At 59.3% G+C, this 26,800-nt stretch carries 20 protein-coding genes and 3 tRNA genes; 7 read left to right on the plus strand and 16 right to left on the minus strand.

Translation table 11 applies throughout. The features are described 5' to 3' along the window. Positions 1-5: 5 nt before the first annotated feature. The 5 genes from BM364_RS08385 to BM364_RS08405 all read right to left on the minus strand — a co-directional run bounded on the left by BM364_RS08385 (position 6) and on the right by BM364_RS08405 (position 6,501). A complete protein-coding gene (locus BM364_RS08385; RefSeq protein ID WP_092424003.1) occupies positions 6-1,250 on the minus strand; it encodes a phage tail sheath protein in 1,245 nt (414 codons plus the stop codon). Positions 1,251-1,408: 158 nt separating this feature from the next. Further along, positions 1,409-1,912 (minus strand): hypothetical protein, encoded by a 504-nt coding sequence (locus BM364_RS08390; RefSeq protein ID WP_139232549.1) that lies wholly within the window; start codon positions 1,910-1,912, stop codon positions 1,409-1,411. A 99-nt stretch (positions 1,913-2,011) separates the two neighbouring features. Continuing rightward, positions 2,012-4,012: a DUF4214 domain-containing protein gene (locus BM364_RS08395; RefSeq protein WP_092423262.1), complete on the minus strand. Its 2,001-nt coding sequence runs from the start codon at positions 4,010-4,012 to the stop codon at positions 2,012-2,014. A gap of 218 nt (positions 4,013-4,230) precedes the next feature. Continuing rightward, on the minus strand, positions 4,231-5,289 hold the full coding sequence (locus BM364_RS08400; RefSeq protein WP_092423266.1) for a DUF4214 domain-containing protein: 1,059 nt from the start codon (positions 5,287-5,289) through the stop codon (positions 4,231-4,233). Positions 5,290-5,316: 27 nt separating this feature from the next. Continuing rightward, positions 5,317-6,501 (minus strand): hypothetical protein, encoded by a 1,185-nt coding sequence (locus BM364_RS08405; RefSeq protein ID WP_092423268.1) that lies wholly within the window; start codon positions 6,499-6,501, stop codon positions 5,317-5,319. A 246-nt stretch (positions 6,502-6,747) separates the two neighbouring features. On the opposite strand from BM364_RS08405, the gene BM364_RS08410 reads away from it, so the two are divergent. Then, positions 6,748-7,251 (plus strand): hypothetical protein, encoded by a 504-nt coding sequence (locus tag BM364_RS08410; protein WP_092423270.1) that lies wholly within the window; start codon positions 6,748-6,750, stop codon positions 7,249-7,251. A gap of 62 nt (positions 7,252-7,313) precedes the next feature. On the opposite strand, the gene BM364_RS08415 is transcribed toward BM364_RS08410, so the two are convergent. From BM364_RS08415 to lon, 4 genes are all read right to left on the minus strand, one after another. Continuing rightward, a tRNA-Asp gene (locus tag BM364_RS08415) sits at positions 7,314-7,390 on the minus strand. Between the two features lie 215 nt (positions 7,391-7,605). Further along, a tRNA-Val gene (locus BM364_RS08420) sits at positions 7,606-7,681 on the minus strand. Positions 7,682-7,815: 134 nt separating this feature from the next. Beyond that, entirely contained in the window at positions 7,816-8,088 is a 273-nt protein-coding gene (locus tag BM364_RS08425; RefSeq protein ID WP_092423272.1) for an HU family DNA-binding protein, read from the minus strand. A gap of 296 nt (positions 8,089-8,384) precedes the next feature. After that, entirely contained in the window at positions 8,385-10,811 is a 2,427-nt protein-coding gene (lon, locus tag BM364_RS08430) for an endopeptidase La (RefSeq protein ID WP_425284874.1), read from the minus strand. Positions 10,812-11,121: 310 nt separating this feature from the next. On the opposite strand from lon, the gene rocF reads away from it, so the two are divergent. Beyond that, positions 11,122-12,090: an arginase gene (gene rocF, locus BM364_RS08435; protein ID WP_092423274.1), complete on the plus strand. Its 969-nt coding sequence runs from the start codon at positions 11,122-11,124 to the stop codon at positions 12,088-12,090. 200 nt (positions 12,091-12,290) lie between these two features. Here the strand turns inward: rocF and clpX are convergent, their stop codons facing one another. From clpX to BM364_RS08450, 3 genes are all read right to left on the minus strand, one after another. After that, a complete protein-coding gene (gene clpX, locus BM364_RS08440; RefSeq protein ID WP_092423276.1) occupies positions 12,291-13,568 on the minus strand; it encodes an ATP-dependent Clp protease ATP-binding subunit ClpX in 1,278 nt (425 codons plus the stop codon). A 174-nt stretch (positions 13,569-13,742) separates the two neighbouring features. Then, a complete protein-coding gene (locus BM364_RS08445) occupies positions 13,743-14,372 on the minus strand; it encodes an ATP-dependent Clp protease proteolytic subunit (RefSeq protein WP_092424007.1) in 630 nt (209 codons plus the stop codon). Between the two features lie 249 nt (positions 14,373-14,621). Next, a complete protein-coding gene (locus BM364_RS08450; RefSeq protein ID WP_092423278.1) occupies positions 14,622-14,849 on the minus strand; it encodes a hypothetical protein in 228 nt (75 codons plus the stop codon). Positions 14,850-15,031: 182 nt separating this feature from the next. Here BM364_RS08450 and BM364_RS08455 point away from each other — a divergent pair, with 182 nt between their 5' ends. Continuing rightward, positions 15,032-16,288, plus strand: a complete 1,257-nt coding sequence (locus BM364_RS08455; RefSeq protein WP_092423280.1) for a cytochrome P450 — start codon at positions 15,032-15,034, stop codon at positions 16,286-16,288. 14 nt (positions 16,289-16,302) lie between these two features. Here the strand turns inward: BM364_RS08455 and BM364_RS08460 are convergent, their stop codons facing one another. The 3 genes from BM364_RS08460 to BM364_RS08470 form a co-directional block, all read right to left on the minus strand. After that, positions 16,303-17,772: an NAD(P)H-hydrate dehydratase gene (locus BM364_RS08460; protein ID WP_092423282.1), complete on the minus strand. Its 1,470-nt coding sequence runs from the start codon at positions 17,770-17,772 to the stop codon at positions 16,303-16,305. Positions 17,773-17,922: 150 nt separating this feature from the next. Beyond that, complete coding sequence (glnA, locus tag BM364_RS08465) at positions 17,923-19,332, minus strand: type I glutamate--ammonia ligase (RefSeq protein ID WP_092423284.1); 1,410 nt, start codon at positions 19,330-19,332, stop codon at positions 17,923-17,925. A gap of 58 nt (positions 19,333-19,390) precedes the next feature. Further along, on the minus strand, positions 19,391-19,729 hold the full coding sequence (locus BM364_RS08470; RefSeq protein WP_035079039.1) for a P-II family nitrogen regulator: 339 nt from the start codon (positions 19,727-19,729) through the stop codon (positions 19,391-19,393). 341 nt (positions 19,730-20,070) lie between these two features. On the opposite strand from BM364_RS08470, the gene BM364_RS08475 reads away from it, so the two are divergent. The 4 genes from BM364_RS08475 (at position 20,071) to BM364_RS08490 (ending at position 24,820) form a co-directional block, all read left to right on the plus strand. Beyond that, the gene (locus BM364_RS08475; RefSeq protein WP_092423286.1) at positions 20,071-21,834 is read left to right on the plus strand and encodes a methyl-accepting chemotaxis protein; all 1,764 of its coding nucleotides are present in this window, start codon (positions 20,071-20,073) and stop codon (positions 21,832-21,834) included. A 148-nt stretch (positions 21,835-21,982) separates the two neighbouring features. Continuing rightward, positions 21,983-22,067 (plus strand) — tRNA-Leu (locus tag BM364_RS08480). Between the two features lie 46 nt (positions 22,068-22,113). After that, the gene (tig, locus tag BM364_RS08485) at positions 22,114-23,493 is read left to right on the plus strand and encodes a trigger factor (protein ID WP_092423288.1); all 1,380 of its coding nucleotides are present in this window, start codon (positions 22,114-22,116) and stop codon (positions 23,491-23,493) included. Between the two features lie 136 nt (positions 23,494-23,629). Further along, complete coding sequence (locus tag BM364_RS08490; protein ID WP_092423290.1) at positions 23,630-24,820, plus strand: GGDEF domain-containing protein; 1,191 nt, start codon at positions 23,630-23,632, stop codon at positions 24,818-24,820. Here BM364_RS08490 and BM364_RS08495 read toward each other — a convergent pair. Next, positions 24,817-26,334, minus strand: coding sequence for an ABC-F family ATP-binding cassette domain-containing protein (locus BM364_RS08495; RefSeq protein ID WP_092423292.1), 1,518 nt, complete (start codon positions 26,332-26,334; stop codon positions 24,817-24,819). The two genes, BM364_RS08490 and BM364_RS08495, sit on opposite strands and share 4 nt — an antisense overlap. Positions 26,335-26,800 lie beyond the last annotated feature (466 nt).

The raw sequence follows: 26,800 nt of genomic DNA on the forward strand, positions 1-26,800 counted from the left end.
TGTCCTTAGGCGGCGGCGGTGAGGCGCGCGATGATGTCGGCGACGAGGCCCTCGACGGCCGGGCGATAGCGGCGCACCTCGTGATGGGCGACCTTGAAGGCCGGCGCAGGCTCGATGTTGAGATTGACCGTCAGCCTGCCCATCCGGATTTCTTCAGGGCTGTTCTTGCTGGCACGGAATTCGACCTTGTAGCCAAGGATGTCTTCATCGGCCTTGTGGTCGCGCAGCATGAACTTGATGCTGGTCAGCCAGGCCTCCGCCATGCTGGCGCTGATCTTCCGTCCAAAGAATGGCCGCGTGATCTGCATCATCTTGACGGTCAGGTAGTCCGCTCCGCGCACCTGGTGGATCTGCTTCCAGAGCTCGCCCGTCGTCGTGTTGTCTGTGCCGATGAAACTGAAACCGCCATCGGCGATCGCGCCATCGACACCGCTTTCCCCGGCAACGACGATCGAGACTTCGCTTTCAAGCAGCTGCTGACCCTCGGTCGAGCCATCGAGCAGCGAGAACGGAATTCTCCGGCTGAGACCTGCAAGACCGTAGATTGTGCGATTGGCGATCGGGTTGAACGGCTTGCCTTCGTTAGCATTGTCGATGCGCATGAAGAGGCCGATGATGCGCGGCCCCATGGCGCGAGTGACTATGTCTTCGCCCTCATAGACCCGCGCCGCCACGCCGACAGGAATGATGCGCTCGGAATTGAGCGTCTCGCGCGCACTGATCGCACTAGCCGTCGACGTATCATCGACATCGAGCACACCAACGGCCAAGAGCCGCTCGAGCGCCGGGTGATAGGCGGCCGCGACCGGCCCGACCGTCTCATTGTCGAGCCGATAGGCGCCGCGTCCTGCCCACACCAGGCGCGGCGTGGCATTGACCAGCGACGGGATCGTCGCAATCTTTGCCGGATCGAGCGCTGCAGCAATAGTGGCGGCCGTCGCTGCCGCGTTCGCCCCCTCGGCCACACGCAGGATAGTCACATCGCCACCGGCATTGAGGCCCGAGAGTTGGGCATTAATGGCGTTGACGGCATCGCGCAGCGCGCCTGTGCCGAGCTTGGCCACCATGGCCGCATCGCTCGTCGAGATGCGCACGGGCACATAGTTGTTGGCGTCCGTCAGCGGAAACGCCGTCGCATCGGCATCCGCCGAAGTTTCGATCAAAAGCGCCTTGGAAAAGTCGGCGCCCAGGACCGGGATCGGCTCGTCGTCCGGCCGCGAAAAAGTCATGCCGAAAACCGGTGCGGTCATCGGGGTCTCCTTTTGGATGATGAAGGCAAGAAAAAACCCGACGCTGAGGCCGGGGTGGGAAGGATCAGCCAGCCGGCCGATTTGGGGTCGACCCACGTAGAAGCGCCCGCGGACCAGAAGGGCGCGGGTGCGGAAAGCGGAGCGGGAGGCGTGGTTAGTTAGGTGTCGGTGTCATCGACGAATTGAAGATCGTCGAAGTTCTCGTCGTCGCCCTCAGGCGGCTGCGCGCCTGAAGCGTGGATGATCGAGCGAACGACTTCCATGGCAAGCCTGTGGACCGTTCGGTCGATCAGCGCATCAAGTTCGGCGCTTGGCGAAACAGGGATGCGAACGGAGATCCTGCGATGGGTCGGTGGCCGTGGCAAAAGCGACGGAAAGGCACTTTCGCGGGCCGTGTGGGCGCGCAGATAGAGCTGCACAAACCTGCGCCGCTCTTTGCTTTTGAGGCCAATGGCATTCATCAGCGCATCGGCATGTGTTTCGGGGATCGGCGATCCCTTCTCCGGGTTCAGCATATGCGAAACCCGGCCGGCGCTGACGCCGGTGACCGCCGCGACACGCGCCAATGTCCCGAACGGGCGTTCATCTGCGATTGATCGCAAATAGCGCTTGTACTCAAGAACGCGCTCTACAGACGCTTCGGGGTTACGGTGCCTGCCCAATGTTTGTCTCTGAGGTTACTCTGGATGCTGGCGCGGATTGTGCAACAAAAAGCCCGATGCGAACACCGGGCTTCTCGATCCTTGCAGGCTAGCTAACGGTCACTGGTATTCCCAGCTGTAAACCAGCGAGTCACCAAAGAGTGCCTTCACGTCCTCGATAAGGTTGGGCCCGGTGTAGGTACCAATAGCACCATCGCCGATGACCTCAAAATGATACGAAGTCTCATTATTGAACCACGGACCAGTATTAGTTTTTTGACCAATGAAGTCCTTAAAGGTAACAGAACCGCCAGCAACAAAGTTCAGAACGACGTCAACAGTGTTTTGATCGAAATCAAATCCATCTTCTTCAGCGTGAATTTCGTCGTAAACAAAAGCAACGGAAAGCAGATCTGCCGCGCCCTCCAGGACGAGTATATCGTCCTGTGGATGAAACACCTCACCCGCCGCACGGAAGCCGATGATCGTGTCGTGGCCGCCGTCCGCAGTATCGAAGTAGACTGTGTCAGACCCCGACATTGGTGCTGTAAGGTCAATAATGTCGTTGCCAGCTCCTGCAGAGATGAAGTCGTTGCCTAGGGTGCCTTCAATTGTATCTGAGCCATCGGTGCCGCTGATGTGGGCCCCAATGATTTTACCCGTGTCCGCACTGTAGCCTGCTTGGTTGGGGCTGAGCAGGGAAACGATGGCTTCCATATCTGCCTTACCCTCAACTTGAGCAGCTGCATATTGCGAGGCCAGACCCTCTGACGGGAAGAACATCGTCTTGTCGCCGATGCTCACTCCGTAAACGGAGCTGTTCCCAAACAGGTCTAGCCGGATGCCTTCGACTGAAGTCGAGTTATGCTCCTGCGCGTAAACGGCAGGAACGTCGTGAATGTTACCCGATATGGTTATGCCGGAAGTGCCTCCATCAAAGGGGAAATACCCGCCCTTGCTGTAAAGCGCTACGCCGCCCCAAGCATTGCTATATACACTGACATTGGTGAGACTGACCTCAGTGCTATCGGTAAGAGTGATGCCGTTCCCGCCGCTGAACGTCGATCCAAAGTTGGTGATTGCCGACTTGGTGACAGAGTTCAGGTCGACGTTGGAGCTGCCCGAGCCGGAGATCGAGCCACCGTTCAAACTAAAGTCGGACAGCCTCTCGGTTGAGCCATGGATTGGCTCAACTTTGATGCCATACTTATTCACAGCAGACGCGTCGTAGTACAGGTTCTGCAACGTTACGCCGTTCGAATAAACCTGAATGCCCACATCGCGATCGGCCAGCGTGATCTCGTGGTAAGCAACGCCTTTCCTGTCAATTTGCGGGAGTTCCTCTCCCAAGATCGTGACCGCGCGGTTAATGACGAGCGTCTCTGTCAGCGTTATGTCGCCCGCAACGGTGATGGTTTCGATCGTCTTGTCTTCCAGTGCGGCAAGCAGCTCGGCCTCAGTAGTGACTTTGGTCGCATCAGGCTCAGGCTGGGGGCCTGGGCCAGGCGTAACCGGACCAGGCTCTTCCGGAGCCACTGGCGTGCGCTCTTCGATATACTTGGCGTTTTCTTCATTCACCTTCACGACTGACGCCGGCGTGTGGTCGACGCCTTCGAGCAGCGTGCCGGCCCTGTCCATATCGGCCTGTGTCCAGGTTGCCTTGGAGGCGATAAAGTCCGTGGTAAATTTCGCAGCAACTTCGGCCTTGTTCTGCAGGGCAGCAACGTCATTAGCATTCGAGCTGCCACGGGCTGCGTTTTCGATCTCGAAGAGCACGCGGACACCAGGGCGGCCGGCTTCGACTTCGGTCTGCCAGCGTCCTGTCCAGTAGGCCAGACCTTCGGCGTCCGGCTCGCGACCAAAGAGATTGTTGTAGGCCTCGGAAACATAGTCTTCCAGCTGTGCCTGGGTGGGGTTAGCCACCGTTTCATAAATTGCCTTGGCTTCCGGGCTCTGGGCAAAGCTATCGGCAATGCTTTCCAGGAACAGATCGGCATCCTGGCCCTTCGCTACTTCTTCTTCATAGCGATCCATCCAGTACTGCAGCCCTTCCGGATCGGGCGCACGGTGAAAAAAAGACACATAAAGGCGGGCGATTTCTACGCTGATTTCGGTATCCAAGTCTCGTCTCCCAAGAATTTCGAGGAACGATAACTATGGGTAAGCCGAGACTGTCAATTGGGCTGAGTGTGCGTAAACCACGGCAATCGCTCAAAAACAAGAAAAAATGCTATTACTTACAGAGCATTAACCCTTGCACTTTTTATTTTACCACAAATTATTAAGCAAAGTTCCCGAAGTTAAAATCGGTTGACTTTACTCCTTACGAGGTAAGGATTTCACGCAAGAAAGATGTAGTCAGCGGATCGATTTTCGTCAGATAGCGCAAAGCTCTTCAGCAACCCCGCATCGTCCAAATCGACTCGACCCATCCAGTAGGCGAAGCCCTCTTCGTCCGGCGCGCGGTCGTGCACATTGGCATAGAGCGCGGTCAGAAAGTCGCCGCGATCGCGCGTCGGATAGAGCGCCGCGAACTCGTCCGATCCCACGAAGTGTTCGGACATACTTTCGATGCCCTCGCCACTGGCCGCCCAATATTTTAAGCCGTCGAGGTCAGGCACCCGGCCAAAGGCAGCGTCATAGATCCTGTAAAGCTCTTGCTGCTGGGTGGTGAGCGGGTCGGACCCGCGCAGCTCGAGGCGTTCGATGTTGACTAGTACGGTGTCAAAGTCGTTGAACCGACCGAGCCAGATCGCGGTGTCGTCGCCCTGCCCGTCGTCTACCGTAGCGCCGGGCAAGTGCGGCAGGTAGATCAGATCGTCGCCGTGGGTTGCCAAGCCGGAGCCGCCCGCTGCGATGATGTCGAGGTCGGAGAGTTCCCAACTTGGGCCGCGCTTCCCCTGCCAGAACATAACCGACGACCGATCTGCGAGATGATTAGTGTGGTCGTCGTCGTGGTGATGCGGGTGGGCGTCAGCCCAAAGCCGGAACGGTGTGACGGTACTTTCAGACCCGATCATGAAAAGGCCATGGGCGAGTTCGTGCACCATGACCGAAGTGGCGGAATAATGGCTGGACGGGGTTGCTTCAGTCTCACCGAAGAACCACGGCCAGTCTAGGTTGACCGTGATCCGCAAGTCGACCCGACCGGGCGCGACGTCCGTTCCGGTGACCCGGTCGGCTGTCGCCGATGGAAGCCAAACGGTCTTGCCGTCTAGAATGTCAGCGTCAACCCATTGGCGCGGACCAGCATAGGCGAGGAAGCCAGTCTCAGTGTCGAACGCCAGCTCAATATTGAAGTTGGCGCTGCCAACCAGATGCTCGCTCCACTCCAGCAAAGCAGCATCGATCGCCCGCGTCCAGTCGGACGCCGGGACGTTATACGTTGCGGTGAGCATGGGGATTCCTGAGGGGGAGCTAAGCTGCTACTTGGGGTTGATCGCTCCAGTCCATCTGGCTTGAACAGAGGACGTGGCTAGGGTGCCTGTCGTGATCCCCGTTGCGCCAGGGGCGGCCTTGATGCCGGTGACCAGCGCAATGCCTCCGCCGTTGCCAGTGTTAGAGGCACGGTCGTTTTTAACGATCAACGACGAGAGGTTCGTGTTAACCGGCCCGGAAAACTGAGCAACGTTTGTGTCCGTGGCATAGGCAACTGCGGCAATCACCAGATTGTCGTTTCGCACCGTTGTTACGGTTGGCATAGACACCGCCGTCGCTGCCGTGCCTGCAACGTTTCCCGCCCCAACAGCAAATGGCGTGACTGGGTCAGCACCGGTAATGAACAGAGACTGATAAACGAGATGGTCGCCTGGGGCCGGAATACTGACGGAGGTTTCGGATCCATCTAGCACCCGATAGAAGCCATATAGGGCTGTCGCGGACGTGCTTCCAGCTGTCCCCGTGGTCTGGGGCAACCCTGGAATGACTGTATAACCAGCAGGTGTCGAGACAGCCTGTGCGGCCGTTTCACAAAACAACACGTGAAGCACACCCGCCGCCGTATTGGGCACCCCTATGGAGCCAAAGGCTAGGTTGAGATCGGAAGCTGTCGCAGAGGCAAAGTACCCTAAGATAGTAGGGCGGCCATCAAGTTCAGAATAGTTGATAATCGACCATTGGTTTGCACCTGTTTTGACAAGGTCTGCGCTACCAAGCGGGCTAATAAATGGCGCATCCATGAAATTGAGCGTAACACCAGGATCAGCTTCCACTCGGGAGGCAAGTGTCGGTCTGGCGGATATCACCCGTATTATGGAACCCTGCGCGATGGTGGCGTTTGCATCTGATGGAATCTGAAAGGTGGTAATTGATCCCGCAGAGCTAAAACCGCTCTGTATGACCGTGCCATTCGCATCACTGGCTAGTAATGGGACGCTCCCACTGATTGATGTTCTGACCTTACCGCCGCCCAGAGCCGCAACAGCCTGCTTCACCCGCAGCGGGTTCATAGCCTTGTTCTCGACCGTGCCTGCTTCGGCTTCTTCCTGAGTGGCGAATTCCACCAGCCCGGCATATTCACCCGCGCTCGTAGCCCCAGCGAACACCTTCTCGTCCGTCAGATAGATCAGCTCGCCTTCTTTTAGCGCCGCCGCGCCCGCAGCTGCATTCACCTGGGCGCGCTCCGCAGCCTCAAGCTCGTCGACGGCGATGATCCCTCGCTCGGCATCCGTAAGATCGGCGTCGCTGGCCGCACTGAGACTTGGACCGAGGGCGAAGTCGCCCGCCTGGTCAAGCAGGCCATCCGCGACGGCTATGTCGGCCTTGCCTGCATAATCGCGATTTCATGGGACACCCAATTCGCCCCGGTCGACACCAGAACGCTTACGCCGCGCAAGGCGCTGCTCAGTGAATCGGACATGGCCTTCGAAATCGATCGCGCCAAGACCGGCGAAGCTGCCTTCGGTATTCTCTCCCGCCGCACCCGTCGCCTGGTCGAAACCTATATCGCCTCCCTGCCCTTCGAGCTGCACGACGACGCGCCGATGTTCCGCACGCGCGGGTTTACCCCAACCGGCAACGGCGGCCGACCTCGCCCACCTACGCCCTACACGAAGGACTCGCTCGTCGATGATTTCGCCGACTTGCGGAAGCGGACTTTCGGCCCTGATGAAAAACGCAGGCTAATGGATATGCGCCGCTCTGGCGCCGTCGAAGCCAATGCCGGCGGCGCGTCGGTCCATTCGATCGCCGCCCAAATGGGCAACTCGATCGACGAGAACCGGAAGCTGCAAAAGACCTACATGCCGGTCAAGGTCGCAGCCGTGCGCGAGGCAGACCTTGCTCGAAAGATCGGCCGCAAAAAGCTGGCTTCGGAACAGAACGAGTTCAGAAAGTTGAAACTGGTTCAGAAAAAAAGTTGAAACAGGGCCGAGCCCTGAGACGCCACCCTAATAAATTCCCTAGCACTTTTAAAGAGAAAGGGTGGCGCGAGAGACGGGGCTCGAACCCGCGACCTCCGGCGTGACAGGCCGGCGCTCTAACCAACTGAGCTACTCCCGCATCGGCGAACCGGTTGTTTGCAACCGCTTGTTCGCTGAACGTGAGGCTGATGTACCCAGCCCCCTTTCCTAAGTCAAGCGCCTCAAGCGACACTCTCATAAAAACTTCACATGACAGCCCCAGCCTGTGGAAAACTATTTACGTTCAAGCCACAAGCCGAGTTTCTTCATCCCCGGTTGGAGGAAGAAGATGGCGGCACAAAAGGAAGGGGGAAATGGTGGGCGATGACGGACTCGAACCGCCGACATTCTCGGTGTAAACGAGACGCTCTACCAACTGAGCTAATCGCCCGTCCGACCATTGGTCTGGAACGGCGCTCTGATTAGGGTGCCGGGCCTCTGCCGTCAACAGGCAATTTGCACAAAAGCAAACGGCCCCGACGCAGAACGTCGAGGCCGTTGGCAAATTGCGAGTGAAGCGCGGTCTTAGTTGATCGCGTCCTTGAGGCCCTTGCCGGGCTTGAACTTGGCCTGGTTCGAGGCCGGAATTTGGATTTCGGCGCCGGTGGCAGGATTGCGGCCGGTGGAGGCCTTACGCTGGGAAACGGCAAAGGTGCCGAAGCCAACCAGACGAACTTCGTCGCCGGCCTTGAGCGAAGCCGTGATGGCCTCAAACACTGCGTCAACCGCCTCGGCAGCCTGAGCCTTGGTGATCGTAGCCTTGTCGGCAACGACGCCAACCAGATCGTTCTTGTTCATTGCGTATCCTCACAGTGAATGCCCGCCCTCGCTGGCGAAGCTTGGTGGCGGCAACCCTTGGTCGATTCTGGCTCAAACGCAAGAGTTTCCGCCCTTTTGGCGAGGCCGAACGGTACGGAAATGTTAATGGCGCGGAATCCTAAGCTCGACAAGGCCGAAAAGACCGGATTCCGGGCATTTTCACCATCATTCCGCCCGTTTGGGCCACCTGCCGATGACCCGAAAGCGACACGGGCAAATTCAAGCGAAAACGGCGGCCCCTTGGACCGCCGTTTTCAGTTCAGCTCTGGCTATGCTCAGTGCGTCATGCCTGCAGAGGTGTCTTCAGTGGCTTCGGTCTTTGCGACAGCCGGAGCTTCGTCGAAGTTCCACTCGATCGGCTCGGGCACACGCACGAGAGCGCGCTCGATCACCTGGCCCATGCGGGACACCGGCACGATCTCCATACCTTCCTTGACGATGTCCGGGATCTCCTGGAGATCGCGGATGTTCTCCTCGGGGATCAGCACGGTCTTGATGCCACCGCGGAGCGCTGCAAGCAGCTTCTCCTTGAGGCCACCGATCGGAAGCACCCTGCCCCGCAGCGTGATTTCGCCAGTCATCGCGACATCGTTGCGCACCGGAATGCCGGTCATCACCGACACGATGGCTGTGGCAAGGCCAATACCGGCCGAGGGACCATCCTTGGGCGTGGCGCCTTCAGGCAGGTGGACATGAATGTCACGCGTATCGAACATGGGCGGCTTGATGCCGTAGTCGATCGAGCGGGACTTCACATAGGCCGTGGCGGCAGTCAGAGATTCCTTCATCACTTCCTTGATGTTGCCGGTGACCGACATGCGGCCCTTGCCCGGCGTCATCACGCCTTCGATGGTCAGGATTTCGCCGCCGACAGACGTCCAGGCCAAACCGGTGACGAGACCGACCTGCGATTCGGCTTCAATCTCACCATGTTTGAAGATCAGCGGTCCGAGATATTCGGCGAGCCTTTCATCGGTGATCTCGATCGACTTGACCTTGGTGCGCACGATGTCGGTGACAGCCTTGCGCATGAGCTTGGAAATCTCGCGCTTGAGATTGCGGACACCGGCTTCGCGGGTATAGCCGCGGATGAGCTTCATCAGCATCTCATCGCTGAGCACGAATTCGCCATGCGCGACGCCATTTTCCTTGGCGGCTTCCGGGATCAGGTGCTGCTTGGAGATCGCGTGCTTTTCCTCTTCGGTGTAGCCCGAGAGGCGGATGATCTCCATGCGGTCCATCAGCGGGCCGGGGATGTTGAGCGTGTTCGAGGTCGTCACGAACATCACGTCCGAAAGGTCATAATCGACCTCGAGGTAGTGATCGGCGAACGTGTTGTTCTGTTCCGGATCGAGCACTTCGAGCAGGGCGGACGACGGATCGCCGCGGAAATCCTGGCCCATCTTGTCGATCTCATCGAGCAGGAAGAGCGGGTTGGATTTGCCGACCTTCTTGAGCGATTGGATGATCTTGCCGGGCATGGAGCCGATATACGTGCGGCGGTGCCCGCGGATTTCGGCTTCGTCACGGACGCCACCGAGCGCCATGCGCACGAATTCGCGGCCGGTCGCCTTAGCGATCGACTTGCCAAGCGAGGTCTTGCCGACACCCGGAGGGCCAACGAGGCAGAGGATCGGGCCCTTGAGCGTGCCGGTGCGGGCCTGGACAGCCAGGTATTCAAGGATGCGTTCCTTGACCTTTTCGAGGCCGTAATGATCTTCGTCGAGGACCTTCTCGGCCAGGTTCAGGTCACGCTTGACCTTGCTCTTCTTGCCCCATGGCAGGCCGAGAAGCGTATCAAGGTAGTTACGAACCACCGTCGCTTCAGCCGACATCGGGCTCATGGCCTTGAGCTTTTTGACTTCGCCATCGGCCTTGGCCCGCGCTTCCTTGGAAAGCTTGGTCTTGGCAATCCGCTCTTCGAGTTCGGTGATCTCGTTGGCGCCGTCTTCGCCGTCGCCGAGCTCCTTCTGAATGGCCTTCATCTGCTCATTCAGATAGTACTCGCGCTGGGTCTTCTCCATCTGGCGCTTGACGCGCGAGCGAATGCGCTTTTCGACCTGCAGCACGCCGATCTCGCCTTCCATCAGGCCGATGACCTTCTGGAAACGTTCGATCACCGAAACGGTCGAGAGCAGATCCTCCTTTTCAGGAATCTTGATCACGAGATGGCTGGCAATGGTATCAGCGAGCTTGCTCGGGCTTTCGATCTGACCGACCGCAGCCACGACCTCTGCCGAGATCTTCTTGTTCAGCTTGACGTAATTTTCGAACTCGCTCTGGGCCGAACGCGCCAAGGCTTCAAGCTCGGTCGCGTCTTCTTCGGGCTCGTCGAGCGGGCTGGCCTCGGCCTCGAAATATTCCTCCGTCTGGAGGTAGGTATCGATGGTCGCGCGGCTCAGGCCCTCGACAAGCACCTTGACGGTGCCATCGGGCAGCTTGAGCAACTGCAGCACCGTGGCAATCGTACCGGTCGAGTAAATCTGATCGGGCGCGGGATCATCGTCCTGCGCGTTCTTCTGGGTCACGACAAGGATGTGCTTGTCGTCCCGCATGACCTCTTCAAGAGCCTTGACGGATTTTTCGCGGCCGACAAACAGCGGCACGATCATTCCGGGGAAGACCACGATGTCGCGCAGGGGAAGAACCGGGTAAACCCGGTCCCGGCTCACTTCGCCGGTGGGATTGACGTCCGACATCATTTTTCCTTTCCGGGGCGCGCCGGGAGGAATCTGGGGTAGCGCGCCCGTATTGCGACTGCCCAGACACTGGAGGCTGGGCGATTCAGGTTAATAAATAGGGTCGAGCGCCCTGCCCGCAAGTCAATCATTGCCGTTTTGTGACTTGTCCCCTCACTTAGCAGAGGTGCCATGCGCCGGAAGCAGAAACACGCGTGTGCCTTGGCTGCAAAAGAGAATCTGGTTCCGCCTGTGCTGCAGGTTCAGCGGAACCATAACCCGTCCACATCTGGTTACAGGTTCAGCAAAGACAATCCCAAACAGGAAAGCTGCCATGAGCGTCAAACCCAAGCGCATCGACATCCTCGGAATTGCGACTGCAGCAGGCGCATCGGTGCGCGGCTGCGGCATGGGGCCGGAGGCGCTGCGCGTTGCCGGTCTGCTCGAGGCTCTGGTGGATCTCGAGCACTCGGTTGCGGATCATGGCGATCTACGGCGTGTTCATCCCGAGATGAGCACGAACCCATCGAGCTGGCGTCTGCCCGAGGAGCGCAAGGGCGACGTGCTGGATCTGGCGGCGCGGGTGAGCCAAGCCGGACAAGACATTCTTGCCGAGGGCAATTTTCCGCTCTTTGTCGGCGGCGATCATTCGATCGCCATGGGCACGCTGTCGGCCGTGTCGCGGCATTGCCAAAACTCGGGCAAGCCGGTGCACGTGCTCTGGGTCGATGCCCATGCCGATTACAACACCCCGGACACCTCGCCCTCAGGCAACCTTCACGGCATGCCCCTTGCGCTGCTTGGCGGTGAGCCTGGGTTCGACGACAGTTTTGGGGGAGACTGGCTGGGCAGGATCGATCCCAAGAACGTCACCATCTTTGGTGCCCGATCCATCGATCGCGACGAGCGGCGCCTCCTGCACGCTCGCGGGGTAGAAGTTATCGACATGCGCAAAATCGATCAGGTGGGAGTCGTCGCCCTGATGCAGCCCATCATCGAGCGGGTCAAATCTGCCAAAGGCCACCTGCATGTCAGCTTCGATGTGGACGCGATCGACCCTGCTATCGCCCCCGGCGGCGGCACGCTGGTCCCTGGCGGGCTCACCTATCGCGAAGCCCATCTGATCATGGAGATGCTCCACGACAGCGGCATTGTCGGCTCGCTCGACGTGGTGGAACTCAATCCCTTCCTCGACCATGGCGGCAAGACCGCAACCCTGATGGTCGATCTCGTGGCGAGCCTGTTTGGCCGATCCATCATGGGCGAAGAGCCCGGGCCGGTTGAGTTTGTGACGGAGGGGTAGCTGGCAGTTGCCAAGGCTACCCTCACCCTCTCCCCGGAGGGGCGAGGGGACTGCTCCAGTGGTTGAGAATAGATCTTGCCCCAAACTCGATACGTCCCCTCGCCCCTCCGGGGAGAGGGTTAGGGTGAGGGGAAAACCATCCTCGAAAAGCAAAACGCCGGGCACTAAGCCCGGCGTTTCAATTAGCACATTCAAAGACGTCAAGCCGAAGCCGGCTCTTCGTCCTTCTGGCGTTCGGAATAGATGTAGAGTGGACGCGCGTCTTTGCCCTTAACCACTTCTTCCGAGATCACCACTTCTTCGACACCCTCGAGCGAGGGCAGGTCGTACATGGTGTCGAGCAGGATCGCTTCCATGATCGAGCGGAGGCCACGGGCACCGGTCTTGCGTTCGATGGCCTTTTCCGCGATCGCCTTGAGCGCGTCTTCGTGGAAGGTCAGTTCGACTTCTTCCATCTGGAAGAGGCGCTGATACTGACGCACCAAGGCGTTCTTCGGCGCAGTCAGGATTTCGATCAGAGCCGGAATGTCGAGGTCTTCGAGGGTCGCAAGGACCGGCAGACGACCGATGAATTCCGGGATCAGGCCAAAACGCACCAGATCTTCAGGCGCGACGTCCTTGAGCAGATCGCCGACGCGACGGTCCTGCGGATCCTTGACGGTTGCCGAGAAGCCAATGCCCGAACCTTCGCCGCGGGCCGAGATGATCTTTTCGAGACCCGCGAAAGCACCACCGCAGATGAAGAGGATATTGGTCGTGTCGACCTGCAGGAATTCCTGCTGCGGATGCTTGCGGCCGCCCTGCGGAGGCACGGAGGCAACGGTGCCTTCCATGATCTTGAGAAGAGCCTGCTGCACGCCTTCGCCCGAAACGTCGCGGGTTATGGACGGATTGTCCGACTTGCGAGAGATCTTGTCGACTTCGTCGATATAGACGATGCCGCGCTGGGCCTTCTCGACATTGTAGTCGGCAGCCTGAAGAAGCTTCAGGATGATGTTTTCGACGTCTTCACCGACATAGCCGGCTTCGGTCAGGGTCGTCGCATCGGCCATGGTAAAGGGCACATCGAGGATGCGCGCCAACGTCTGGGCCAGAAGCGTCTTGCCCGAACCGGTGGGGCCGATCAGCAGGATATTGGACTTGGACAGTTCCACGTCCTGATTCTTGCTCGCATGGTGCAGGCGCTTGTAGTGGTTGTGGACAGCCACGGAGAGCACGCGCTTGGCGCGGCCCTGCCCGATGACATAGTCGTCTAGCACCTTGCAGATTTCCGCAGGGGTCGGAACGCCATCGGAGGACTTGACCATGGAGGTCTTGTTCTCTTCGCGGATGATGTCCATGCAGAGCTCAACGCATTCATCGCAGATGAATACGGTCGGCCCTGCGATCAGCTTGCGAACCTCATGCTGGGACTTGCCGCAGAACGAGCAGTACAGCGTGTTCTTGGAGGTTTCGCCGTTCGTTGTCTCTTTGGACATCCAGTCACTCCCGGGAGCTGAGCGCCCCCAAAATTCAGCGTTATCGAAAACCGTAACGCCCAAGGCATAAAGAAAGTCTAAGCCGAAACGACCTTAAAGGCCGTTCCGGCTGCACGCAATTGCGTCGGGATCACAGTCCACGGCGCATCCGCGATGTGCTTAACGCGCGTCAAATCAGGCAGATGCCTCAGGCGCGGCGCGCTTTTCGTGGATCGTGTCGATGAGGCCAAAGGTCTTGGCTTCTTCGGGCGAGAGGAAACGATCGCGCTCGAGAGCGTTTTCGATTTCCTCGTAGGTGCGGCCCGTGTGCTTTTCATAAATCTGATTAAGACGGCGCTTCAAGCCCTCGACTTCCTTGGCGTGAATCAGGATGTCGGTCACCTGACCCTGGAAGCCGCCGGAAGGCTGGTGCACCATGATACGCGAATTCGGCAGCGAAGTGCGCATGCCCTTTTCGCCCGCGGCAAGCAGCAACGAGCCCATGGAGGCAGCCTGACCCATGACCATGGTCGCAACGGCCGGGCGAATGAACTGCATCGTGTCATAGATCGAAAGGCCAGCCGTCACCACGCCGCCCGGCGAGTTGATGTACATGGCGATTTCCTTCTTCGGGTTCTCTGATTCGAGAAACAGAAGCTGCGCGACGATCAGCGAGGCCATATTGTCCTCGACGACGCCCGTCACGAAAATGATGCGCTCGCGCAAGAGGCGCGAGTAGATGTCGAAAGCGCGTTCGCCACGGTTCGACTGCTCGACCACCATGGGAACGAGCGTGTTCATGTAAAGATCGTGCGGATCCCGCATATTTTGCCCCTTGGCCCCCATCGGCGTCGCTCGCGGACGGCAGGCTGAACTTGGTTGACACACGCCCCTGCCCCGAACGCGCACTTGGCAAGACGAGAGGCGTGTCAGAAAAATCGAATCGACGCGACTGGTCGATCACAGGCGATACCGCCTTAACGGGCGGTAAATCGACAAATAGGCGGCAATGGGGCGCGCTTCAATAGCAGGCTCCCCCAGCGATGACACTAAGGTGAATGCCGCCTTCAGACTTCACGTGAAGGAGACCGCCACGCCCTTCTTCTTGAAATAGCTCTGCATGAGCTTGCGGCCCTGGCGGTTGGGCTGGGCGAGCTTGCTGGTCTCGAACGTGGCTTCCGTTACGCCTTCCCGCGCCATTGCAGCCTTGAGCGCGGCAATATGCAGATCGATGTCTTCATTGTTGTTGGCGATCGAGGTGTAGATGGCCTCGGTGGCAGCGGAAACGGTGATGTCGCTCACTCTGGGAAGTCCTTTGTCGCGTTTCCCGCCTTCAAGCCTATTCGTGGGCGCTTGCCAAGTTTTTTCAGGTGGGGCCCGACCTGCACCAGCACTCTATCCGCTGCATATGCCTAGCTTTTGGCAAGCAGTTTGCATGATTTTCACGGCGCCCTAAAGTGCGTCAAACATCATACTGGAAGAGCATGGCCGCCATTATCCAAGTCAAACCGATCTCCGGGGTCCCCAAGGAACGCAGCGCCAGCGCCTCACCGCGCGACCCCGCATTTTTTGGCAACCCATACCCATTCTATGCAGAGCGCCACGCCGGCAATCCGAGCTTTTTCTGGGAAGAATACGGGCACTGGTGCTTTGCCGGGTTCCGAGAGGTCTCCGCGCTTCTGCGCGACAAGCGGTTCGGTCGGGATATCCTGCATGTTGCAACGCGCGAGGAGATCGGGTTGCCCGAGCCGAAACCTCACGTGGCAGACTTCGACCTCACGGAACGCTATTCGCTGCTCAACCTCGAACCGCCAGACCACACGCGCCTGCGCACGCTGGTCAACAGGGCTTTCGTTTCGAGGCAGGTGGAGCAGTTGCGGCCACGAATCCGTCAGCTTGCCAATGAGATCATCGACGGTTTCGAAGGCGATGAGCAGGTCGACCTGATCAAGGCCTTCGCCGCGCCTCTGCCCGCCATCATCATCGCCGAGATGATCGGTCTGCCCGCAGAAGCCGCGCCGCAGCTGCTCGACTGGTCCAACCGCATGGTGACCATGTATATGTTCGGGGTGACCCACGAGACCGAACTCGATGCGAACAAGGCAGCGGCCGATTTCGTGGCCTATCTGCGCAGCGTTATCACCGAGCGCCGCAAGACGCCCCGCGAGGATCTGCTCAGCCACATGCTCTCTGCCGAACAAGGTGGCGAGAAACTGAGCGAGGAAGAGGTGCTGTCCACCGCCATCCTCTTGCTCAATGCCGGGCATGAGGCCACGGTGCACACCACCGGGAACGGGGTTAAATCTATTCTCGAAAGCGGTCTTGATCCCGCAAGTCTCTTTGCAAGCCCGGACCAAACCGAAGCGACGGTCGAAGAATGTCTGCGCTTCGATGCTCCGCTGCATCTGTTTACGCGCTATGCGCTGATGGACACCGAGGTCGAGGGTATCTCACTGCGAAAAGGCGACGTCATCGGGCTGATGCTGGGCGCTGCCAATCGCGACCCTGCGCGCTTTGCCGATCCAGATCGCTTCGATCCATTCCGCAGCGACGGTGCCAATGTGAGTTTCGGAGCTGGCATTCACTTTTGTATCGGGGCGCCGCTCGCACGGATTGAGCTTCAGGAAGCCATGTCAGTGCTGTTCGAGCGCCTGCCGCGACTGCGCCTTGCCGAGCCTCCAGCCTATAACGATGTCTATCATTTCCATGGTCTTCGGAAACTCGTCGTGCGCTGGACCTAGGCGCCCTGCCCGCTTCAGAGGCCGGCCAGGACGCCCGGCAGCAGCAGGGGGATGTCCTCACTCATCATGCCAGGCCCGCCGAAGCGATTGGCGGCTTCTGCGTGGATCCATGCACCGGCGCAGGCAGCTTCGAAGCCGTCCATGCCCTGACCTAGCAGGCCACCTATAATGCCGGCGAGGACGTCGCCAGAGCCTGCGGTGCCCAACCAGTTCGGGGCGTTGGCATTGATTGCCGCGCGCCCGTCAGGCGCAGCGATGACGGTGTCGCTGCCCTTGTAGAGTACGATGGCGCCGGAATGCTGCGCAGCAGCGCGGGCGCGTTCAAGCTTCCCACCAGGGACCGCACCGAAGAGACGGTTGAATTCCCCTTCGTGCGGCGTCAGCACAACGGGGCGGGACGGATCGGCCTGGACAGCATCGAACAGCGCCCGGCTGTCATCGGCGAAGCTCGTGATCCCATCTGCGTCGATAACCAGAGCGGGGCCTGCATGGAGCGCAGCCAGGATCATGTTGCGGGTTGGCTCGCCGATGCCGGCGGCAGGTCCGATCACCACGCTGTTGATGCGCTTGTCACCGAGAAGCTCCGTCCAAGCTTCGGCAGTTGAAACGGGCTTGAGCATGATGGCCGTAACATGGGCTGCGTGAACCCGTAACGCGTCGGTTGCGCCTGCAAGGGAAACAACACCGGCCCCGGCCCGGAAAGCGCCGTGAGCCGCCAGTCGTGCGCCGCCCGTCTGCAGTTCATCGCCCGACAAGACGATGACATGCCCGCGATCATATTTGTGGCCGTCCGCCATGGCATTGGGCATGGTCCAGAGCTGACGCGTGTTCTGCCAGGCACGCGGCTGAATACGCTCCAGCACGGCTTCGGGAATACCGATATCGGCGAGGATCACCTCGCCGCAATGCTGCCGGCCCGGCAGAAGAAGGTGACCCGGCTTGAGACGGAAGAAGGTGACCGTCATATCGGCGATCATGGCGATACCGCGCACCGCGCCCGTGGCGCCATCAATGCCGCTCGGTACGTCTATGCTGACCACCGGCAGAGTCGAAGCATTGACGCGCCCTATAATGTCGGCAGTTTCGCCTTCGATGTCGCGGTCAAGGCCTGCGCCAAGGATGGCGTCGATGACAAGATCGGCGTCCTCGATATCCTTCTGGCTCGGCGGGTCGATTCGCCCGGTCCACTGTTCGGCCGCCACGAGGGCATCTCCGCGCAACGAGCCGCGATCGCCCAGGATGCGCACCTGAACCGGCCAGCCGCGCTGCTGAAGAAGCCGGGCAGCGACAAAGCCGTCACCACCATTGTTCCCCGTGCCGCAGAGCACCAGCACAGAGCGCTGATAGTACCGCTCCATGATTGCCTCGGCGAGAGCTTTGCCGGCAGCCTCCATCAAGCGGAACGACTTTACGCCCGATTCCACGGCCAAACGATCGGCCTGTGCCATTTCTTGTGGCGTGAGAAGGATATCGGCGTTGGGCATGGCTCGGCTCGCTGATTTGGATTTGCCAGACAGTTTTACCGGGCCGGGAACAGATTTGCATAGGGACGTAACAGGCAATCCTGCTTTCAGCCATGCTCAAAGACAAGCAAAAGGGCCCCGAAGGGCCCTTTCCAGGTCTTGCTCTGCCGATCAGGCCGAGTAGTACATTTCGTATTCGACCGGGTGCGGGGTGTGCTCGAACTTGATCACTTCCTGCATCTTCAGATCGATGTAGCTGTCGATGAAATCGTCGTCCATGACGCCGCCAACCTTGAGGAAGTCGCGATCGGCCGAGAGCTGTTCCAGCGCCTCGCGGAGCGAGCCGGACACGGTCGGGATCTCCTTGAGTTCTTCCTTGGGAAGCTCGTAGAGGTCCTTGTCCATCGGATCGCCGGGGTGGATCTTGTTCTTGATCCCGTCGAGGCCGGCCATCAGCAGCGCGGTGAACGCCAGGTAGGGGTTCGCCAGCGGATCGGGGAAACGCACTTCCACGCGCTTGGACTTCGGCGACTGGCCGAAGGGGATGCGGCAGGAGGCGGAGCGGTTACGGGCCGAATAGGCCAGCAGAACCGGCGCCTCAAAGCCAGGTACCAGACGCTTGTAGGAGTTGGTTGTCGGGTTGGTGAAGGCGTTGATCGCCTTGGCGTGCTTGATGACGCCGCCGATATACCAGAGGCATTCCTGCGAAAGACCGGCGTACTGGTCGCCGGCGAAAAGCGGCTTGCCGTCTTTCCAGATCGACATGTGGCAGTGCATGCCCGAGCCATTGTCGCCATAAACTGGCTTCGGCATGAAGGTTGCGGTCTTGCCATAGGCATTGGCGACCTGCTGCACGGCATACTTGTAGATCAGCACGTCATCGGCCGAAGCGATCATCGGCTTGAACTTGAGGCCGAGTTCGTGCTGGGCCGAGGCCACTTCGTGGTGGTGCTTTTCGATGATGACGCCCATCGAGCCCATGGCTTCGAGCATCTCGCCGCGCATGTCCTGGGCGCTGTCGAGTGGGGGAACCGGGAAGTAGCCCTTCTTGAGGCCGATATGGTGGCCGTTATTGCCGGCTTCATATTCAGTGTTGTTGTTGGTCGGCAGTTCGCTGGCGTCGAGCGAGAAACCGACATTGTAGGTGGTGTTGGAGTAGCGAACGTCGTCGAAGATGAAGAATTCCGGCTCGGGACCGAACACGACGGAGTCACCGATACCGGACGACTTGACGAGACCTTCGGCCTTCTTGGCGATCGAGCGGGGGTCGCGATTATACGGCTGGTAGGTTGCCGGCTCGAGAATGTCGCAGTTGATGGCGAGGGTCGAGGCAGCAAAGAACGGGTCGATATAGGCCGAATTCGGATCGGGCATCAGCACCATATCGGACTCGTTGATGGCCTTCCAGCCAGCGATCGAAGAGCCGTCAAACATCACGCCGTCTTCAAACATGTCCGCGTCGACGACCGAAGCGTCCATGGTGACGTGCTGCAGCTTGCCGCGCAGGTCGGTGAAGCGCACGTCGAGATACTTGATGTTCTCGTCCTTCATGCGCTGGATAATGTCTGCTCCGGTCGTCATAGGTCTTCCCCTGTCTTAGACGGAATTTCTTGTAGGTTTGTTGGAGTGGCGCGGGCTTTTAGAGCGCGTCGTCGCCAAATTCCCCGGTACGAATGCGGATGGCTTGTTCGATCGAATAGACGAAGATCTTACCATCGCCAATGCGTCCGGTCTGGGCGGCATTGCGGATCGCTTCGATGGCCTTTTCCGCGAGTTCATCGGGGCACACGACCTCGACTTTGACCTTGGGCAGAAAATCCACGACATATTCCGCGCCGCGGTAAAGCTCGGTGTGTCCCTTCTGGCGACCAAAACCCTTGGCTTCGGTCACGGTGATGCCCTGCAGGCCAACTTCCTGCAGCGCTTCTTTGACTTCGTCGAGCTTGAAGGGCTTTACGATAGCCTCGATTTTTTTCAACTGTGCCTCCACTAACCGGCTTGGCCGTTACGGCACCCCTCTATGCACGGTCTGTGCCAGCGTGCCGGACGAGGCAAAAACGGTACGAAATCATCAGCTTGGCAGACGTGTGCAGGCAAGGCACTTCAACCTCGCAAAGATCAAATGATGATTTATTGTGCAATCCGCTTGCTTTTTGACCTCTCCAAAGTCGCGAATGGCGCTTTACGCCTCAACCGCTGATCAAAAAGTCACCACACAAACCCCGTCTGCCAGTAAAAAAATTTTACCGAGCGCTAAATCGCAAGTTTGCGCTTACCAATTTGGCTCAGGATGGGCTCAACTTGCGTTCAGAGGTTCATATGGTTTTCGACCGTTTTGGCGGATCTAAACGACGTGCTCATGCGGAAAGCAACCAGGCGCTGATCGATGCCCTGTTCCGCGCCCAGGCCGTGATCGAGTTTTCGCTGGATGGGACGATCATCTGGGCCAACGAGAAATTCCTCGATGCGATGGGCTACAGCCTCGCCGAAGTTCAGGGCAAGCATCACCGGATCTTCGTTTCGGAAGCGGACGCAAAGCATCCGAGTTACCAGACTTTTTGGGCGCATTTAGGTCGGGGCGAGTTCCATGCGGGCGAATATCGCCGAGTGGGCAAGGGTGGCAGGGATGTGTGGATCCAGGCCACTTATAATCCTGTGCTCGGCCGGGACGGCAAGCCGTGCAAAGTGGTGAAACTCGCCACTGACGTGACACAGTCGCGCCTCGCCGCTGCCGATAGCGGTGGCCAGATCGAGGCGATATCGCGATCTCAGGCGGTGATCGAATTCACAACTGATGGTCACGTGCTGACCGCCAACGACAATTTCTGCCGCGCAATGGGTTATGCGCTGAGCGAAATTCGCGGCAAGCACCACAGACTTTTCGTATCCAGGGATGAGTCTGAAAATCCAAGCTATGCCGAATTCTGGAAGCGGTTGGCGCAGGGACAATTCCAGGCTGCCGAATATCGGCGCGTCGGCAAAGGTGGTCGTGAAGTCTGGATACAGGCAACCTATAATCCAATCTTCGACCTGCATGGCAAGGTCTTCAAGATCGTGAAATTTGCCACCGACATAACAGAGCAGAAGCGGGCAGTGAACCTGCTGGGGGCGGCGCTCGCCAAGCTGGCGGACAACGATCTGCAGGCAAGGATCGATACCCCTTTCCGAGGCGAGATGGATACGGTGCGCAAGGCGCTCAACCACACGGTGGATCGCTTCGCCGACATCGTGCACAAGCTCCGCCGCGCATCCGGCAGCCTGCGCTCGGCTACATCTGAGATTTTGGCGGGCGCAGGCGAATTGTCGGAGCGCACGACGCGGCAGTCTCTTTCCATTCAGCAGACCAGTTCGGCGATGGATCAGCTCTCTCAGACCGTTCAGGGCAATGCCAATCGCGCCCAAGCGGCCAGCAGCAAAGCCAATGAAGTTTCCGTCGCGGCAAGCGACAGCGGCGTGGTGATGGATCGGGCACGCGAGGCCATGGAGCGCATCCTCACCTCATCGACGCAGATCTCGGCTATAGTCGAGATGATCGACGACATAGCGTTTCAGACTAATCTTCTCGCGCTCAACGCGTCGGTCGAGGCGGCACGGGCGGGCGATGCCGGCAAGGGGTTCGCCGTAGTTGCTGTCGAGGTTCGGCGCCTTGCGCAATCCGCTGCCAATGCTTCAGCAGATATCAAGGCGCTGATCGAGCGATCTTCAGCGGAGGTGGCGAGCGGATCGAAGCTGCTTGGCGACGCGGCGGACCGTATCGCGGCCATGCTGAGCGATGTGCGCGAGAATAGCCAGATGATGGAGACCATCGCTCAAGGCAGCCGCACACAGTCTCAGGCAATTGCCGAGATCGCGCGCTCGGTGCAGCAGATGGATGATGTGACACAGCAGAACGCTGCGCTCGTGCATGAGACCAATTCGGCCATCGAACAGACCGAAGCACAGGCGACCTCGCTCGATCATATCGTCGAGATCTTCCGCATGGGCGATCCAACTGCTGTCAGGTTCGTCGAAGAAGCGGCACCCGTCACCCTGCCTCTCTATGATCGTCCCTGGCCGGAGGTTCGGCGCGTCGCAAACCGCTAGTTTGCACGCCGAGTGGCTGATCCGAGGTGTTGTCCGGCTTCCATTTGTACGAATGCGACCGCAAAGCACGCGGATTGCCATTTCTAGGCTTTGACTGGACCAAACACTTCATATAGATGCAACGCCAACCCGGCCGACGGGGACCCGTGCGGGTGTGGCGGAATTGGTAGACGCACTGGATTTAGGTTCCAGCGCCGCAAGGCGTGGAGGTTCGAGTCCTCTCACCCGCACCATAGCGGCCTCGGCCGAACGAGATGAACCAATACGGGATAAACCCCAATGCAGGTAACTGAAACCCTCAACGAAGGCCTGAAGCGCAAGCTGAGCGTCACCATTCCGGCCGCGGACCTCAACTCGCGCCTCGATGCCAAGCTCGAAGAGCTCAAGGGGCAGGCCAACATCAAGGGCTTCCGTCCTGGCAAGGTCCCGACCAGCCATCTCAAGAAGGTCTATGGCCGTTCGGCCATGTCCGAGGTCATGACCGATGCGATCAACTCGACCGTGTCCGACACGCTCGACGAGCGCAAGGAACGCGCGGCTTCCCAGCCCAAGGTTGATCTGCCGCAGGATCAGACGGTCATCAACGACGTGCTCGACGGCAAGTCCGACCTCGCTTTCGAAGTCGAATACGAAGTGCTGCCGCCCGTCACGCTGATGGACCTCAACGGCCTCAAGCTGACCAAGCCGGTAGTCGAGGTGACCGACGAGGAAGTTGACGCCGAAGTCAATCGCGTCTTCGCGCAGAACCGTGGCTATACCGACAAGGGCGATGACGCCGTTGTGGAAGATGGCGACCGTCTGGGTCTCTCGTTCGTCGGCAAGATCGATGGCGAAGAATTCCCGGGCGGCAAGTCCGACCATGCGCATCTGACTGTCGGCTCCGGCGAGTTCATCCCCGGCTTCGAAGAGCAGCTGGTCGGCATGAAGAAGGGCGAGACCAAGACGATCAACGTCACCTTCCCCGCCGACTACAACAGCGCCGAGCTGGCCGGCAAGGAAGCGACTTTCGACGTCACCATTCTTCACGCCGACGGCCCGAACCAGGGCGAGCTCGACGACGACTTTGCCAAGCGCCTTGGCCTTGAGGACGTTGCCGCTCTGCGTAAGGCCGTGACCGAGCAGATGCAGCAGGCGCTCGAATCCATGAGCCGCCAGCACGTCAAGCGCCAGATCCTTGACGCACTCGATGAAGGCCACAAGTTCGATGTTCCGGCCCAGCTCGTCGATGCCGAGTTCGCCACCATCTGGCAGCGCGTGCAGCACGAAGTGGAAGGCCATGGCCGTTCCTTCGAAGACGAAGGCACGACCGAGGAAGAAGCCAAGGAACAGTACAAGCGAATCGCTGAGCGCCGCGTGCGCCTCGGTCTCGTGGTCGCTGAAATTGGCAACCAGAACGAAGTCCAGGTGACCGACGACGAACATCAGCAGGCTCTGCTTGCCGAAATCCGCCGCTTCCCCGGCCAGGAACAGCAGGTCTACGACTACTACCGCAAGAACGCACAAGCTCTCGCCAGCCTCCGCGCTCCGGTGTTCGAGAACAAGGTCGTCGACTATATCGGCAGCCTTGCCGAGCAGACCGAAAAGAAGATGTCGCGCGACGAGCTGGCCAAGCTCATCCAGGCTGACGAAAACGAAGTTCCGGAAGAGCACCACCACTAAGTGCTTCAATATGTTTGAAGAAAGGGCCGCCCGCTGGGTGGCCCTTTTTCTTTTGAACTTCGAGGCGTGATTAACTCCCCATTGTCAGGCTCTGATTAATCTGATCGCGGATGCAGGTTGGGGTGGAGCGCTGATCATGGAACACGAGAGGTTTCTGTTTGCCCTCGTCAATCCCATCTTCGCGCTTCTGTTTGCCATGGGATTCGCCTTTATGCGGCATCGGTGGCCGCAATATCGCTACCTCGCCTCGCTCTCGCTGGCTTTTCTCTGTCTTGGCTATGCCTTCGTGCTGCACGATTTCCGGATCCTGACGGGACCGGGTGACGTCAATGTGTGGTCCAACCTGCTCTTTGTCGCGGCCGTGCTGCTGGCGTGCGCGAGCGCCTTGCAGCGCGCCGATCTGCCCGCCCCCTTGTGGCCGCTCGTCGTTGTCGCGGTCACCGGTTTTCTGCCGTTTCTGTGGTATCTCTACGTCCAGCCTTCGCTGACGGCACGCATATTCATTCTCGGGGCTGTCTTTGCAGTCGTCACAGCGATCACCGCCATTCGCCTCCTGCGGCGGCCGAGCCAAACCACAGCCGACAAGCTCTTCGTTGTGGGAATCTTTCTTGCTTTCGTCGTGTCCATTATCCGTCCGATCCTGCTTCTGATGGGCACGCTAGATGTTGCCTCCGCGGGCGGTTTCCCGCAGTCGGATTATTGGGCATCTATTCGCGCCTTTACCCCCGTTCTGTCGTTCGGTGTTGCGGTGTTGTTTCTGACGGCAATCACCGTCGATATCATTGCCCACCTGAGAGGCCAGGCCGATCGGGATTTCCTCACCAACCTTCTTAACCGGCGCGGCTTTGAAGCGGCGGCGGGCGAAGTCCTGAAGCGGGATCTCAACGACACCCGACAGCCCGCCCTGATGGTTGCCGACATCGACAACTTCAAAAAGGTCAATGACACCTATGGGCACAAGGCTGGCGATGCCGTGATCGCCGGCGTAGCGAAGGTGCTGGCCCAACAAGGCCGCGGATATCTCGCGGCCCGCATCGGTGGGGAGGAATTTGCTCTTTACTACAGAGACATGAGCCGGGCGGAACTGCAGGATATCGCCAATGGCTTGCGCGATGCGCTTACCTCGGTAGGTTTCAGCGGCCTGCCCGACACCTATCGCGTCACCCTGAGCATGGGCATCCATGTCAGCTATCATCGTGAAAGCCTGATCGACATGCTCGGCCGCGCCGACCAGGCCCTTTATCGCGCCAAGCACGAGGGTAAGGACAAGGCTGTCATCACCCCCGTACAACTGCATGTGGCGAGCCGCTCTGCGCTGGGCGCCTAAGGCCGTTCGGCCATCTCGGTGAAAAAGGCGTCAGGTCCATCGACCTCGCGCAATCGTCTGCCCATGATCTGCAGGAAACGCGTCCCTACCCCGCGCACAAAGCGCCGATCGTGGGAAACAAGCACGCAGGTGGCTCCATGTTCGGCGATGTCCGCCTCGAGCTGTTCCTGGCCCGGAATATCGAGGTGATTGGTGGGTTCATCCAGCAGATAAAAATTTGGTTTCTGGAGGCGCAGCGCCAATAGGGCAAGCCGTGCGCGCTGGCCAAGCGACAGGAGGCGAATGGGCTTTTCCTGCCGATCCGGATCGAACCCGGCGCCGGCGAGAAGTGCGATGCTGCGGCGGTCGCCTTCATCGAAGTTGGAGACTATGTAATCCAGCGGAGTTTTGTTCAGCGGCAGCCAGGCGAGCGCCTGATCGAGATATCCCGCAGCGATCTGCGGACTGAGACGCAGGCCGGCAGGACCATCACCCGCAAGTGCCGCTGTCAGTATGCGCATGAACTGTGATTTGCCGGCTCCATTGCGACCGAGCAACACGACGCGCTCGCCTTGAAAGATGTGCAATTTTTCGATGCTGAAAAGGGGAAGGCCATCGGGGGTGTCCACCACGACGTTTTCGAAGGCAAGCATGACCCGCGCATCGGCACCGCTATTGCCCAGCATGACCTTTCCCGTCTTCTCCCGGTGCACGGCCACGACCTGACTTTCGATACGCTCGGCCCGGTCCCGCAACTGTTTTGATTTGACGGTGAGAAGGTCAGAACCTGAATTGATGCCGATATTGGTCAGCTTGGCCGCCTGCTTTCGCAGCTGAACCACCTCCTTGAGGTCGCGCTGACGCTGCTGCTCTGCGGCTTGATCCGCTTCATCGAGCGCGACGCGCGCTGAACTATAGGCGAGAGGAAAGAGGTGGGATGTTTCCGCTCGCAGAAACAGCGTTCTGTTGGTGGTCGCATCGAGGAACTCTCGGTCGTGACTGGCCATGACGACCATGGTCTGACGCGGCAGCGCAGACAGCCAAGCTTCCAGTTCGATGATACGGCCGAGATCGAGGTGATTGGTCGGCTCGTCAAGAAGCAGGAGGTCCGGCTCGTTCACCCAGCCCCGCGCGATCAAGGCCAACCGCTGCCAACCGCCGCTCAGTTCTCCCATTGGACGGGAAACAAGGTCGATCGGGAAACCGAGGCTGTCGAGCGCGACATCGGCGCGCCAGCCTTCGGTCTCCCGAAGGGCGGGAGGCAAGCCGGCTTCGACGAAGTCCCGCAGCGGCACGGCGAGGACGTCATCGGGCACATCCTGCGGCACATAACCAACTGTCAGGCCCCGCGAGCGGGTGACCTCGCCTTCGGAAAGTTCGGCATTGCCCAAGAGGGCACGAAGCAGAGTGGATTTGCCGCGGCCATTGGGCGCGACGAGACCGACACGGTCTCCGTCAGCAAGAGAAAAGGTCAGATTGGAGAAAAGCATGGTGCCGGAACGCAGGCCGGCATTACGAAGGCTGATCGTGGCCATAACGAAAGATCTTTCGGGAGCTGGCGCTGCGAAGTGTGCGCGCCGAAACCATCAACAGCACTCAATGAGAGTGCCAGGACGGGCAAACCAGAAGGATCTTCGAGAACTTTCGACCGAACCGCGCTGGTCAGCCCTGCAGCACAAGCCACAGGGCGAAAACGGGGCCACGTTGGCGATGATGAATATAGCTTGTCATGCATCCCTCCCCGGTTCGAGCTCTAACGCTCAAGTGGTAATCGAGAGCGGTGCGCTGCGCAAGGGGTCAGGCGAGGTAGAAAACTGAAGCCACAGCGAGGATCGTTGCCACGCGCGGCGCGCGAAGGTTGGCCAGCCGGTACGCAATACTAAAAAATCCGGCTATTGGCCAAACGCCACGGAATGAACCGAAATGGGACTCTGGATACGCAGTACTGGGCCCATTTCGGGTTCGCATACGGCAACTCCATACAAAAACCGTATGCCCCTA

Source organism: Devosia crocina (assembly GCF_900116545.1).
GTDB lineage: Bacteria > Pseudomonadota > Alphaproteobacteria > Rhizobiales > Devosiaceae > Devosia > Devosia crocina.

What these genes read in the sequence shown, in the direction of transcription:
- BM364_RS08385 (WP_092424003.1), bottom strand. Translation starts at nt 1,250, where the DNA reads ATGACCGCACCGGTTTTCGGCATGACTTTTTCGCGGCCGGACGACGAG.
- BM364_RS08400 (WP_092423266.1), bottom strand. Translation starts at nt 5,289, where the DNA reads ATGCTCACCGCAACGTATAACGTCCCGGCGTCCGACTGGACGCGGGCG.
- BM364_RS08410 (WP_092423270.1), top strand. Translation starts at nt 6,748, where the DNA reads ATGGCCTTCGAAATCGATCGCGCCAAGACCGGCGAAGCTGCCTTCGGT.
- BM364_RS08425 (WP_092423272.1), bottom strand. Translation starts at nt 8,088, where the DNA reads ATGAACAAGAACGATCTGGTTGGCGTCGTTGCCGACAAGGCTACGATC.
- lon (WP_425284874.1), bottom strand. Translation starts at nt 10,811, where the DNA reads ATGATGTCGGACGTCAATCCCACCGGCGAAGTGAGCCGGGACCGGGTT.
- rocF (WP_092423274.1), top strand. Translation starts at nt 11,122, where the DNA reads ATGAGCGTCAAACCCAAGCGCATCGACATCCTCGGAATTGCGACTGCA.
- clpX (WP_092423276.1), bottom strand. Translation starts at nt 13,568, where the DNA reads ATGTCCAAAGAGACAACGAACGGCGAAACCTCCAAGAACACGCTGTAC.
- BM364_RS08445 (WP_092424007.1), bottom strand. Translation starts at nt 14,372, where the DNA reads ATGCGGGATCCGCACGATCTTTACATGAACACGCTCGTTCCCATGGTG.
- BM364_RS08455 (WP_092423280.1), top strand. Translation starts at nt 15,032, where the DNA reads ATGGCCGCCATTATCCAAGTCAAACCGATCTCCGGGGTCCCCAAGGAA.
- BM364_RS08460 (WP_092423282.1), bottom strand. Translation starts at nt 17,772, where the DNA reads ATGCCCAACGCCGATATCCTTCTCACGCCACAAGAAATGGCACAGGCC.
- glnA (WP_092423284.1), bottom strand. Translation starts at nt 19,332, where the DNA reads ATGACGACCGGAGCAGACATTATCCAGCGCATGAAGGACGAGAACATC.
- BM364_RS08475 (WP_092423286.1), top strand. Translation starts at nt 20,071, where the DNA reads ATGGTTTTCGACCGTTTTGGCGGATCTAAACGACGTGCTCATGCGGAA.
- tig (WP_092423288.1), top strand. Translation starts at nt 22,114, where the DNA reads ATGCAGGTAACTGAAACCCTCAACGAAGGCCTGAAGCGCAAGCTGAGC.
- BM364_RS08490 (WP_092423290.1), top strand. Translation starts at nt 23,630, where the DNA reads ATGGAACACGAGAGGTTTCTGTTTGCCCTCGTCAATCCCATCTTCGCG.
- BM364_RS08495 (WP_092423292.1), bottom strand. Translation starts at nt 26,334, where the DNA reads ATGGCCACGATCAGCCTTCGTAATGCCGGCCTGCGTTCCGGCACCATG.